Origin of the sequence: Rhizobium sp. N621, from assembly GCF_001664325.1 — a bacterium.
Taxonomy (GTDB): domain Bacteria; phylum Pseudomonadota; class Alphaproteobacteria; order Rhizobiales; family Rhizobiaceae; genus Rhizobium; species Rhizobium esperanzae.
In genome coordinates, this window is the sequence record NZ_CP013495.1 from 104,372 (window position 1) to 116,213 (window position 11,842).

General features: G+C 58.7%; 10 protein-coding genes and 1 tRNA gene. 8 read left to right on the forward strand and 3 right to left on the reverse strand.

Annotated features, from left to right (window positions below):
• Positions 1-49 precede the first annotated feature (49 nt).
• Positions 50-1,330, reverse strand: coding sequence for a 4-aminobutyrate--2-oxoglutarate transaminase (locus AMK00_RS00480; protein WP_064800200.1), 1,281 nt, complete (start codon positions 1,328-1,330; stop codon positions 50-52).
• A 158-nt stretch (positions 1,331-1,488) separates the two neighbouring features.
• On the opposite strand from AMK00_RS00480, the gene AMK00_RS00485 reads away from it, so the two are divergent.
• From AMK00_RS00485 to AMK00_RS00495, 3 genes are all read left to right on the forward strand, one after another.
• Positions 1,489-2,298 (forward strand): MerR family transcriptional regulator, encoded by an 810-nt coding sequence (locus AMK00_RS00485; protein WP_064800201.1) that lies wholly within the window; start codon positions 1,489-1,491, stop codon positions 2,296-2,298.
• An 84-nt stretch (positions 2,299-2,382) separates the two neighbouring features.
• Positions 2,383-3,009: a ribonuclease D gene (locus tag AMK00_RS00490; protein WP_064800202.1), complete on the forward strand. Its 627-nt coding sequence runs from the start codon at positions 2,383-2,385 to the stop codon at positions 3,007-3,009.
• A 225-nt stretch (positions 3,010-3,234) separates the two neighbouring features.
• Complete coding sequence (locus AMK00_RS00495) at positions 3,235-4,752, forward strand: hypothetical protein (protein ID WP_064809196.1); 1,518 nt, start codon at positions 3,235-3,237, stop codon at positions 4,750-4,752.
• A gap of 76 nt (positions 4,753-4,828) precedes the next feature.
• On the opposite strand, the gene rpsA is transcribed toward AMK00_RS00495, so the two are convergent.
• The gene (rpsA, locus tag AMK00_RS00500; RefSeq protein ID WP_064800204.1) at positions 4,829-6,532 is read right to left on the reverse strand and encodes a 30S ribosomal protein S1; all 1,704 of its coding nucleotides are present in this window, start codon (positions 6,530-6,532) and stop codon (positions 4,829-4,831) included.
• A 175-nt stretch (positions 6,533-6,707) separates the two neighbouring features.
• A complete protein-coding gene (cmk, locus tag AMK00_RS00505; protein ID WP_064805815.1) occupies positions 6,708-7,355 on the reverse strand; it encodes a (d)CMP kinase in 648 nt (215 codons plus the stop codon).
• A gap of 378 nt (positions 7,356-7,733) precedes the next feature.
• Between cmk and AMK00_RS00510 the strand changes: the two genes are divergently transcribed.
• From AMK00_RS00510 to AMK00_RS00530, 5 genes are all read left to right on the forward strand, one after another.
• Positions 7,734-8,117, forward strand: a complete 384-nt coding sequence (locus AMK00_RS00510; protein WP_038686030.1) for a TIGR02300 family protein — start codon at positions 7,734-7,736, stop codon at positions 8,115-8,117.
• Between the two features lie 151 nt (positions 8,118-8,268).
• Positions 8,269-8,344: transfer RNA gene (locus AMK00_RS00515), tRNA-Ala, on the forward strand.
• Between the two features lie 143 nt (positions 8,345-8,487).
• A complete protein-coding gene (locus tag AMK00_RS00520) occupies positions 8,488-9,363 on the forward strand; it encodes a TIR domain-containing protein (protein WP_190241289.1) in 876 nt (291 codons plus the stop codon).
• 125 nt (positions 9,364-9,488) lie between these two features.
• A complete protein-coding gene (locus AMK00_RS00525) occupies positions 9,489-10,331 on the forward strand; it encodes a DUF3800 domain-containing protein (protein ID WP_064809198.1) in 843 nt (280 codons plus the stop codon).
• Positions 10,332-11,179: 848 nt separating this feature from the next.
• Positions 11,180-11,515: a DUF2958 domain-containing protein gene (locus tag AMK00_RS00530; RefSeq protein ID WP_064809199.1), complete on the forward strand. Its 336-nt coding sequence runs from the start codon at positions 11,180-11,182 to the stop codon at positions 11,513-11,515.
• Positions 11,516-11,842 lie beyond the last annotated feature (327 nt).

Genomic DNA, 11,842 nt, shown 5'->3' on the forward strand with positions numbered 1-11,842 from the left:
GGAGCGGCTGCCGATCGCCGGCGCCATTGAAATCCGGGTTCGATCGGCGCTAGCTGGCGGCACTCGCCTCCAGCATCGAGGTTTCGAGAATGTCGAGCGCCTCGCCGAAGACCTCGTCCTGGATGGTGATCGGCGCGAGGAAGCGGATGACGTTTCCATGGACGCCGCAGGTGAGCAGGATCAGCCCCTTGTCGAGCGCTGTCAGCCGCACCTTGTTGGCGAAATCAGCACTCGGCAATCCCGTCGTCCGGTCATTGAATTCGACGGCGTTCATGAAGCCCGGCCCGCGGATATCGGTGATCTCCGGTACGCTCTCGCGCAGCGATTCCAGCCGCTGCTTGAGCCGCCCGCCGAGCAGGTTGGCGCGGTTGCAGAGATCCTCCTCCTTGATGACGTCGAGGACGGCATGGGCAGCGGCGATACCGAGCGGATTGCCGCCATAGGTGCCGCCGAGCCCGCCCGGCCCCGGCGCGTCCATGATTTCGGCGCGGCCGGTGACGGCAGCGAGCGGAAAGCCACCGGCAAGGCTCTTCGCCATCGTCGTCAGATCGGCCGCCACTTCGTGGTGGTCCATCGCGAACATCCTGCCGGTGCGGGCAAAACCGGTCTGCACCTCATCGGCGATCAGCAGGATGCCATGCTGGTCGCAAAGTTCGCGCAGGGCCTTCATGAAGGCTGCGGGCGCCGGATAGAAGCCGCCTTCGCCCTGTACCGGCTCGAGAATGATGGCCGCGACGCGCTGCGGATCGACATCGGCGGCGAAGAGTTTCTTCAGCGCCGCAAGCGACTGATCGACGGAGACGCCATGCAGTTCGACAGGGAAGGGAACATGGAAGACGTCGCCCGGCATCGCGCCGAAGCCGACCTTGTAGGGCACGACCTTGCCGGTCAGCGCCATGCCCATGAATGTGCGGCCGTGGAAGCCGCCGCCGAAGGCGATGACGGCCGAGCGGCCGGTGGCGGCGCGCGCGATCTTGACGGCGTTTTCGACCGCTTCGGCACCTGTCGTGACGAAGATGGTCTTCTTCTCGAAGTCGCCGGGCACCAGCGCATTCAGCCGTTCGGCGAGATGCACGTAGCTCTCGTAGGGCACCACCTGATGGCAGGTGTGGGTGAAGCGGTCGAGTTGATCCTTGACCGCAGCAATGACCCTGGGATGGCGGTGACCGGTGTTGAGCACGGCGATGCCGGCGGCGAAATCGATATAGCGGCGGCCCTCCTTGTCCCAGATTTCGGCATTCTCTGCGCGGTCCGCATAAATCTGGGTGGTCATGCCGACACCGCGTGAAATCGCGGCGTTCTTCCGGTCGGTAAGGCTTGTCGCGGTCATCGATCTGTTCCCATGTTGAAGGTTTTGGAATTATCTTGCATAATTTCTGTAATGAGAAATTCCTACATTTTTTCTGCAAGAAAACAAGCGGCATTTTTTGCTTCAAACATCACGCGATTTGATGAATGCTCGCGCAACGAGAATCGGGGTATTGGCTGATGAGTGACAACGGGCCTGTGCGCTACAAGGTGGCGGAGGCCGCGCGGTTGGCGGGCGTCTCCGCCTCGACGCTGCGCCTCTGGGAAAGCCAGGGTCTGGTCGTTCCCGGCCGCTCCGGAACCGGCCATCGCCAATACAGCGCCGACGACGTGGCGCGGCTGAAGCGCGTCTCGTGGTACCGGGTCGAGCGCGGTCTCAATCCGGCGGCCATTCGCGAGGCGCTGGAGAGCGAGGAACCTTCCGCCGACGGTGCCGAAACCGGCCAGAGTTCCGGCCTCGGCCGGAAACTGCGGAGCCTCCGCCACGCCGCAGGCAAGACCCTCGATCAGGTGGCGAGCGATATCGGCATCACCGCTTCGACGCTCTCGACGCTGGAGCGCACCTCGCAAGGCGTCGGTTTCAAGACGCTGCACGACCTCGCCGAATATTACGCCACCACCGTCTCCCGCCTCTCCGGCGAGGAAAACGAGGAGGTGCCGGCAGTGATACGCGCCGGCGAGTGGCGCACCTGGCCGGAAACAACCCCCGGGGTTACGGTGCAGTTGCTTGCCGAAGGCCGCAGGATGATGGATTGCCATCGTTTCGTGCTGGCGCCGGGCGCTGCCAGCGAGGGCGCCTATCGCCACGAAGGCGAGGAATTCATGCATGTCCTGTCCGGCCGGCTGGAACTGGTGCTCGACAGCGATCAGTTCTTCGATCTCGGCCCGGGCGATTCACTGTATTTCGAAAGCCGCCGCTACCATTCCTGGCGTAACCGCCACGATGGCGAAACCGTGCTTTTATGGATCAACACGCCGCCGACATTCTGAACCAGCCGCAGCAGGAAGCAGTTTCGCAATGTGTGCCTTTGCGCTATAGCGCGAGTGGAGAATATCCGAACGAAAGACAGTCTCATGGCCGCCACCATCCGTTATCACGAAGGCGATATTTCCGCGGCCGACGCGGCCCGCTACACCGGCGCGATTGCGATCGATACCGAGACGCTGGGCCTGGTGCCGCGGCGGGATCGTCTCTGCGTCGTCCAGCTTTCTCCCGGTGACGGCACCGCCGACATCATCCGCATCGCCGCCGGCCAGAAAGAGGCACCCAATCTCGTCGCTCTTCTCGAAGATCCCACGCACCAGAAGATCTTTCATTACGGCCGCTTCGATATCGCCGTGCTCTTCCACACCTTCGGCGTCACGACCAACCCGGTGTTCTGCACCAAGATCGCCTCGCGCCTCTGCCGCACCTACACCGATCGCCACGGCCTCAAGGACAATCTCAAGGAAATGCTCGACGTCGATGTCTCCAAGGCGCAGCAATCTTCCGATTGGGCGGCCGAGACGCTGTCGCCGGCCCAGCTCGAATATGCCGCTTCCGACGTACTTTATCTGCACGCGCTTCGCGACAAGCTGACGGCCCGCCTGATCCGCGACGGCCGATTCGACCATGCCACGGCCTGCTTTGCATTCCTGCCGACCCGCGCCAAGCTCGATCTTCTCGGCTGGGAAGAGGCCGACATCTTCGCTCACAGTTGAGCGAATTGCCGTCAGTCTTCACTGTCTGCAGCCGCGGATGGACTGATCCGCGGGCGTTAGCGATTCGTTAATCTCTGTTTCTTAATATTCGATTTAATTTTTATGCATTCGATGGCGCCGCTTGCGTCATGCGGACGGGAGGATCTGCTCGGAATGCAAGGGACCGGATGAGCGCGGTCCTTTCATAGAGCCTGCTTTCATCGTCACTTTACGAAAGGGCATGCCATGCTGACCCCCGTTCGTGCAGCGTCCAATGCAAGCTTTTCGTCTCAAGGCCAGACTGCAGCGATCGTTGCCGGCGGTCTTGACCGTTCGGTGATTGCCCCCGCGCCCGTCAACGCGGTCGAAACCGCTGACCTGAATTCGGCCATTGCCGGCAAACTCAATATTCTGCTCCTTGCGGCGCGCGAGCGCATGGTCGAAGCCCTTTTCGATGTCATCGATGCGGCTGGCCGCTCGATCTCGCTCGATCGCGGCGAGGACGAGAGCAATTCCGCCTTCGCCTCTCGGCTCGCCGATGCCATCCGCGGGCTGCCGGCCGCCAAGATCGATGAGGTCGAACGCCAGCTGAGTACGCAGGGGCACAGTCTGCCGCTTCGGACGATCGCCGAAGCCTTGAAGAATCCGACGGGGCCTGAGGCGGCGCGTATCGTCGCCTATCTGGAAATCGTGCGCTACAAGGACCGCGATCTCGCCGCGCGCGCCGTCGTCCGATCCTATGGTCAGAACGACGCTTCGCCAATGCGCGCCGAGGCCCGGCCCGAGATCCAGCTGCACGAAGACAGCCTGCCCGCCGCGATCCGCCAACCGGCGGAAAAGCGAACTGCACCAGCCGGCAAAACGATCGAGACCGCCCTGCTTGCGATAACCGAGGAAGCGGTGACCGCCGCAGCCGTGGAGGCCGCTGATCCCGAAATTTCGTCGCCTGAAAACCGGATTCGCTCCACTTCGGTGACAAAAGCAGAGGTTTCCCCGAAGGTCGAAGCTCGGCAATCGGCGCCGGGGAAGCCTGGTGACGATACGGCCGAAGTGACGGAGCCGCCGGTCATTCAGCCTCGCGCAACGTCGGAAAAACCCGATCCGGTTATTCCCCGGAACTGGACGGGAATCGTCGCCTCGATGACCGAAGAGGTCTCCGAGATGATCGTCACCATCATCCGCGAGCAGGACCTTGAAAACGTGCTGGAGGCTGGTGCTGTCGAGGCGGCGGTGGCGATCGACGCCATTCTCGACGAGGTCGTCATCAGCGAAGCGAAGGAGACGTTGACGAGACAGCCGGCAGACCTCGCCGCCGATGCTCGACAATCCGCAGCGCCCCGCCCGTCGCAGATGGAAACCGGGGCCACGGCTCCGGCCGCCCGACAGCCGAAAGAAATCGCCGCACAGCCGCAACCGATGCCGCTTCCCGAGATGGCCGAGGCCTCCTATGTGCCGCTGGCGGCCAAGCTGCCCGAGGGCTTTGCCTATGCCCAGCTGCCTTATCAATTCGCCAAGGATACACCGTCGAACGAGAAGGCGGGTGAAACGAGCCACCAGCATCACCATCAACAGGACGGTGCGCCGCAGGAAGAGCAGCAGGCGCAATCCGGCGGCGAGGATGCCGAGCCGGATGCCGAAGGGGCGGAAGCGGCACCCGAGTTGAGGACGCCGAGGATGATCGACACCGAGCCCTCGGCGTATCGGCCCGACACGGCGGCCGATCCGGTCTACGCGCTCTATCAGCGCATGGTCGGCTGGGAATAGCGGATTTCATTACCTGAAAATAAAAACCCGCCGGATCGCTCCGGCGGGTTCTTCAATTCGAAAGCGGATGCGAGGCTTATTCGCCGCCGCGGTTCTTCAGGGCTGCGCCCAGGATGTCGCCGAGCGAAGCGCCCGAATCGGACGAACCGAACTGAGCGACGGCTTCCTTCTCTTCCGCAATCTCCAGAGCCTTGATGGACAGCATGATCTTGCGGTCCTTCTTGGAGAAGTTGGTGACGCGGGCGTCGACGACCTGGCCGACCGAGAAGCGCTCAGGACGCTGCTCGTCGCGGTCGCGGGCGAGATCGGCGCGACGGATGAAGGAAGTGATGTCCTCGTGGTTGACGAGCTTCACTTCGATACCGCCATCGTTGATGGCGATGACTTCGCAGGAAACAACGGCGTTCTTGCGCAGGTCGCCGGAGGCAGCGGCTTCGCCGACAGCATCCTTGCCGAGCTGCTTGATGCCGAGCGAGATGCGTTCCTTCTCGACATCGACGTCGAGAACGACGGCCTTGACGACGTCACCCTTGTTGTACTCCTCGATGACCTGTTCGCCCGGACGGTTCCAGTCGAGGTCGGAGAGGTGCACCATGCCGTCGACATCGCCGTCGAGACCGATGAACAGGCCGAATTCCGTCTTGTTCTTGACTTCGCCTTCGACTTCAGTGCCGGCCGGATGGCTGCGGGCGAATGCTGCCCACGGGTTTTCCAGCGTCTGCTTGAGGCCGAGCGAGATACGGCGCTTGGACGGATCGACTTCGAGAACGACGACTTCGACTTCCTGGCTCGTGGACAGGATCTTGCCGGGGTGAACGTTCTTCTTGGTCCAGGACATTTCCGAGATGTGGATCAGGCCTTCGATGCCCGGCTCCAGCTCGACGAATGCACCGTAGTCGGTGATGTTGGTGACGGTACCGGAAATCTTCTTGCCTTCCGGATACTTGGCCTGGATGCCATCCCACGGATCGGACTCGAGCTGCTTCATGCCGAGCGAGATGCGGTGGGTTTCCTGGTTGATGCGGATGATCTGAACCTTGACCTGCTGGCCGATGTTCAGGATTTCCGACGGATGGTTCACACGGCGCCATGCCATGTCGGTGACGTGCAGCAGGCCGTCGATGCCGCCGAGATCGACGAACGCACCGTAATCGGTGATGTTCTTGACGACACCGTCAACAACCTGGCCTTCTTCGAGGTTCTGAACGATTTCAGAACGCTGCTCGGCACGGGACTCTTCCAGAACCGTACGGCGGGAAACCACGATGTTGCCGCGGCGCTTGTCCATCTTGAGGATTTCGAAGGGCTGCGGGTTGTGCATCAGCGGCGTTACGTCGCGGATCGGGCGGATATCGACCTGCGAACGCGGCAGGAAGGCGATCGCACCGTCGAGGTCGACCGTGAAGCCGCCCTTGACCTGGTTGAAGATCACGCCTTCGACGCGCTCGCCGGCTTCGAACTTGGCTTCGAGCTTGATCCAGCTTTCTTCGCGGCGAGCCTTCTCGCGCGACAGAACGGCTTCGCCAAGCGCGTTTTCGATGCGCTCGACATAGACTTCGACTTCGTCGCCGACCTTCAGCGAACCGTCCTTGGCGCGTGCGCCGAATTCCTTGAGCGCGATGCGGCCTTCGACCTTGAGGCCGACGTCGACAACGGCGACATCCTTTTCGATGCCCGTGACGATACCCTTAGTGACATAGCCTTCAGCCAGATCGTTCTTGGCAAAGGACTCTTCGAGAAGGGCCGCGAAATCCTCGCGAGAGGGAGTTGCTACTGACATAAAATCTCCTGCGTGGCCTACGATAGCTTCAAGGCCCACGTATGCGCCGGTTGGTTCGTGTTGAATGGGCCTGAACCCAGTCCGCCTTCTTTCACGAAGGCAATCCGGCGCTTGGACGGAATTTCAGGCTGCATTAAAGCGATCCATGCGTCTGAGCATGCAAAATCGCTTGAATTTAGGCATTTCGGTTCAAGGCCGCATCGATGATCGATTGAGCAGCTTGAAACGCGGCCTCTATACTCATTTCCGACGTATCAAGCAAGTGTGCATCATCGGCTGGTTTCAAAGGGCTGTCGGCCCGTCCCATGTCGCGTTCGTCGCGCCGCTTGACGTCCTCGAAAATCGCATCGAAATCCGCCGTCGCCCCCTTGCCGAGGATCTCGTCGTAACGGCGTCTGGCCCGCACCTCCGGCGACGCCGTCACATAGAGCTTCACCGGCGCATCCGGGCATACAACCGTGCCGATATCGCGTCCGTCGAGCACCGTGCCCGGCGTCTTTGCCGCAAACCGACGCTGCGCCTCGACCAGGGCCCGGCGCACCGCCGGCATGACGGCGATTTTCGAGGCGGCTTCGCCGATTTCGTGTCGGGAAAGTATATCGCGATCCAATCCGGCAAGTTCAACCTCCCGCGCGATCTTTTCCGCCACCGCCTCGTCGTCGAGCGGCAGGCCGGCGTCGAGCAGCGCCTTGGCCGTCGCGCGGTAGGTGAGCCCCGTGTCGAGATGGTGAAAGCCGTATCGTTCAGCGATAAGACGCGAGAGCGTCCCCTTGCCGGCCGCCGCCGGGCCGTCGATGGCGATGGTGAAAGCCTTGGTTGCCATGGGGATCAATCCTGCGATGATGGGTGAAGGAGCCCGTGTTGCCGAAATGCGCCGGAAGATCTCGAAGTTGGCGGCGGACTGCGGCGCAGAGCCGTGCATATCGCGTAATCCCCTGTAACTGCAGAGTATTTCTTCCGAAGCTTCGGTTTGGCCGGCTGCTGCCTTCGCCCGCTTTTTCTCCTGCCGCGGCTCGTTACCACAAACGCCGTCAGCGGTCACCCGCCAGCCGGCGAAAACGGCCGCACGGAGATGATAAAGTTTGGCTTTGACATGGGAAGCCACAGCGATTAAGGGGACCGGCTTATAAATTCCGATGGAACGCCGGCTTGCACGGCATTTTGCCGAATCGCGGATTCGGCCATTCTCACGAGGCTTATAGTGGCGAAAGCGGAACTTGGAACCAAGCGCACCGATCCGGAAACCGGCAAGAAGTTTTATGATCTGAACCGGGATCCGATCGTTTCCCCTTATACCGGCAAGTCCTATCCCCTGTCCTTCTTCGAGGAAACCTCGGCGATCGCTGATGTTGCCGAGGAAGACGAGGTTGCGGAAGTCGATACGGAAAACACCGAAGTCGAACTGGTTTCGCTCGAGGATGCCGATGACGCCGCCGGCGGCGACGACATCCCCGATATGGGCGACGACGACGTCGAAATCGAAGGCGACGACGATGACGACACCTTCCTCACGCCCGACGAAGACGACGACGATGACGACATGAGCGACATCATCGGCGTAACCGGCGACGAAGACGAAGTCTGACGGCTGCATTCCGGCCCGGCGAGGAAAAAATTCTCCGGGCCGAATTTTTTAGGCTTGCTATCTCCGAAAACCGGAAGTAATAAGCCGCCACTCCGCAGGGCACGCGCCTTCGGAGCATCCCAGGACCGGCCCTGAGCCGGACCATCTTGATGGGGCTATAGCTCAGCTGGGAGAGCGCTTGCATGGCATGCAAGAGGTCAGCGGTTCGATCCCGCTTAGCTCCACCAAATCTTCTTCGTTATATCAATTACTTATCTTGAACCTGAAGGCGCTTTTCCTCCCTGCTAATTGGTGGGGAAGCACCGGGGAAGCGTGGCCCCGAAAATTAAGACCTTGGTGGGAATATCAAGCCAAGCGGGGGTATACGCTTATGACGGACAAAAAATTTTCGCGAAAAGCAATGTTGGCAGGATCGAACATTCTTAAAAGCTTGGGGCATTCTGGCTTTCAGAAACTGATACTGGAATTCGGGATAAGTGGTTCTTCGCTCGACATGGGCAGCCTGCAAGACCGGGCCAACGCTCTTGCCAAATATGCGATTGACAATCCCGCAGAAGAGACGGCCGAGGGCGAGCTGCTTTGGAACGCTATTGTGGATCGCGCTATAGAGTTGGAACGCGGTCGTCCGCAACAGATACAGTTGAATAACGTGTCTCACGAGGAGCGCGAAAAATTTGTTCAGTCTCTCACGACAGAAATTGCTACCGTTTCTTCGTTAGCGCCACCGATTGACAGACCGGCCGAGGTGCAGAAGGCCTCCTTTGTTTCTCAGCTTGCAACGTCAAAACAAGGCACCAGCTCAGTGGCGAATTCTAAGATTTTCATTGTTCACGGCCGGGACGAGGCGATGAAGCTTGAGATAGCCCGGTTTTTAGAACGGTTGGGTTTCGAGCCAATCATTCTTCATGAGCAAGCGAATCGAGGCGCTACAATTATCGAAAAATTTATTGCATCAAGCGAAGTAGCCTTCGCCGTCGTGTTGCTCTCCGCAGACGACTTGGGCGGACTGGCAGAATCCTCCGAAATGGAGCCCCGCGCTCGCCAGAATGTTATTCTGGAGTGGGGTTACTTCATTGGAAAGCTCGGCCGACAGAATGTCATCGCCCTAAAGAAGGGGGACATTTCACTGCCGACTGATGTTGTGGGAGTTGCTTGGGAACCGTTCGATGCACATGGCGGCTGGAAGTTGAAGCTTGCCAATGAATTAAGGGAAGCAGGACTGAGGTTCGATAGCGACAAGCTGTGACGGTGGCTCTATTATCAGACGAATCCCGGTACCCCCAAGAGACACGCCTGGTCAACACTGCCGATACTGAGGCTTGCCTTGGCTCGGACATCTGCGCAATGTGGCCGGAAACCGAGTCGAAAAGAATGGCCAACAAATCTTTTGTTCTCTATTGCGACGAGTCCGACGACAAAGGCATTTTCTTTTCCCATTTTTATGGTGGGGCACTGATCAATGCTCGCGATCAAGCGGAGTTGGATCGTCTATTGAATCAAAAGAAAGCCGAGCTGAATATCGCCGCTGAGATGAAGTGGGACAGGGTAACTGCGCCATATGCGAAAAAATACATCGAGTTCATCAAATACTTCTTCTCATTCGTTAAGGATGGCCGGATTAAGCTGCGGATTATGTTCACTCAGAACATCAATCAGGTAGTCGGCCTGACAGACGAGCACATTGGAAATGATTACTTTCTTCTTTACTATCAGTTCGTCAAGCACGCATTTGGTCTGCGATACTGCAACGAAGATGGCGGTTCGGCGGTTGTCCAACTCCTGATGGACGACGTCCCTCAGACGAGCGCGAAATTCGAGTCGTTTAAAGACTACATGTCCTCGCTCTCGACTTTCCCAATATGGAACGCCGCGAAGATTAAGTTGCCGCGCGATGGCATCACCTCGATCAACTCCAAGCAGCATCCGATCTTACAAGGCCTGGATATCACTCTTGGCGCGATTCAGTCTCGGTTAAACGAAAAGCATACCAAGCCGGTCCCCCCAGCCAAGCGGCGCTCTAAGCGGGCACGCGGAAAAGAAGCAGTATATAAGGCAGTAAAGGACGAGATTTGGGACATCTATCCAAATTTCAACATAGGCGCGAGCACGGGTACCGAGACGCCGACTGATAGATGGCTGCACCCGTACAGGCACTGGCTTTTCAAACCGAACAACAGCGTCCAGGATTTGAAACGCGCTAAGGGAAAAAAGTAAGCCCCACCAAATCCTACATCAGTACCCCACGTATAAACGCGAGGCTTCGGAAATGGCAGGGCTTCCACAAAAACATAGTGCGAATCACGCAAAGTTTCAATTGCTTGACCCTTGACTCTACTTAAATCCAGCCTAACCGATTCGTTTTGTTGGAGCTTTTCTTTGTGGAAAATTCAGCGGCTTCAAAATCAAGCCGAATTAACAGAAACATCGAATGGTACTGAGCATAAAGCATGGGCATTGGGCGGTGGACTGCTCCGCCGAGATTGCGATATTATCGGCGGGACCGCTGACGAGGGGTTTATTCGGCACGCGACCAAGCTGCGCCTTTTGATCAAAGGGCGTTCATCAATTCTGCCCTGAAGACTCGCGATTGTGACCTTGCATAGAAGAGAATAGCGAAGGCGCTCGTGCAAGCCCTGAAACGTGACCCAAGAGGGTGGTGTCGGTATCCAACCACGGCTAACCTATTTCTATTCGTAGTTCGGTTTCTCCCTACCAAATTGTCCGCTGACAACCGGTCAAGGTAAGAAGCTCCGGTGCGAAAGGTGATAGATTTCCATCGTGGCTCACCGCATCTCCAGACTCGATTGAGCAGACGCTTCTCCTCTCGCGAAGTTATGGGTTCGCAGCATAAGGTGAATTCGAAGGCATACGCATTTAGACCCTAACCTCCGAGACCCTCGTAAGCACCTCCCCGCTTCTTGCGAGCATTTACATCGGCCGGATTTGCCGCTCATGGACAAGCGCAAGCGTGCCTAAGGCATCCAGCTAGTCTCTCCTAAGTCCGATGTTTTTTCCGCCTCCAGAGCGGTCGCAAGGTGCGACCGAGAACGGAGGTTAAGGACATGCTTCTAACTCGCGAAATCACCAACCAACTGCGTCGAAACGCAGATATCTCGGAGGCCGAGCAGCGTGACCATAAACCGGCCGTCAAATTCTTCACCCCGGACGCGAATGCGACCTGGCTTTTCTCGGAATTGGCTGCAGACGGTGACACCCTCTTTGGCCTTTGTGATCTCGGCCATGGTTACCCCGAATTGGGCTATGCAAGCTTGGTCGAAATCTTGACGCTTCGCGGACGCCTTGGCCTTCTGGTCGAGCGCGATCACCATTTCAAAGCCGACAAGCCTTTGTCGGCTTATGCCGAGGCCGCTCGCACTCGTGGCAGGATCGTCGCCTAGTCGGCGATCCACTTTGCCATATTAACGCGACAAAACTCCGAACAGCCGAGCAAGCAGGCCAGACCACTCAACCCGCGTGGTAGATACGGAATGCAAAATCGACGGCAGTCGGTCCCGATACTCACTTGGCATCTCCTGCGGCTTCCTTATTTCCGATTTCTGCATGCGCGAATTCCCGCGCTGCGGCTTTTGCCGCCGCTATGCTCAGCGCTCCGATATGCTCACTTTAACGAGGCCCAACTTGAGGGCGCTCCACGCAAGCTGAAGCGGCACTTTGCCACTATTCGAGGGTTGCATTGTCGATGAAATCCTTGATCTAAAGAAGCT

What these genes read in the sequence shown, in the direction of transcription:
- AMK00_RS00480 (WP_064800200.1), bottom strand. Translation starts at nt 1,330, where the DNA reads ATGACCGCGACAAGCCTTACCGACCGGAAGAACGCCGCGATTTCACGC.
- cmk (WP_064805815.1), bottom strand. Translation starts at nt 7,355, where the DNA reads ATGGCAACCAAGGCTTTCACCATCGCCATCGACGGCCCGGCGGCGGCC.
- AMK00_RS00490 (WP_064800202.1), top strand. Translation starts at nt 2,383, where the DNA reads ATGGCCGCCACCATCCGTTATCACGAAGGCGATATTTCCGCGGCCGAC.
- AMK00_RS00495 (WP_064809196.1), top strand. Translation starts at nt 3,235, where the DNA reads ATGCTGACCCCCGTTCGTGCAGCGTCCAATGCAAGCTTTTCGTCTCAA.
- AMK00_RS00525 (WP_064809198.1), top strand. Translation starts at nt 9,489, where the DNA reads ATGGCCAACAAATCTTTTGTTCTCTATTGCGACGAGTCCGACGACAAA.
- AMK00_RS00520 (WP_190241289.1), top strand. Translation starts at nt 8,488, where the DNA reads ATGACGGACAAAAAATTTTCGCGAAAAGCAATGTTGGCAGGATCGAAC.
- AMK00_RS00530 (WP_064809199.1), top strand. Translation starts at nt 11,180, where the DNA reads ATGCTTCTAACTCGCGAAATCACCAACCAACTGCGTCGAAACGCAGAT.
- AMK00_RS00485 (WP_064800201.1), top strand. Translation starts at nt 1,489, where the DNA reads ATGAGTGACAACGGGCCTGTGCGCTACAAGGTGGCGGAGGCCGCGCGG.
- rpsA (WP_064800204.1), bottom strand. Translation starts at nt 6,532, where the DNA reads ATGTCAGTAGCAACTCCCTCTCGCGAGGATTTCGCGGCCCTTCTCGAA.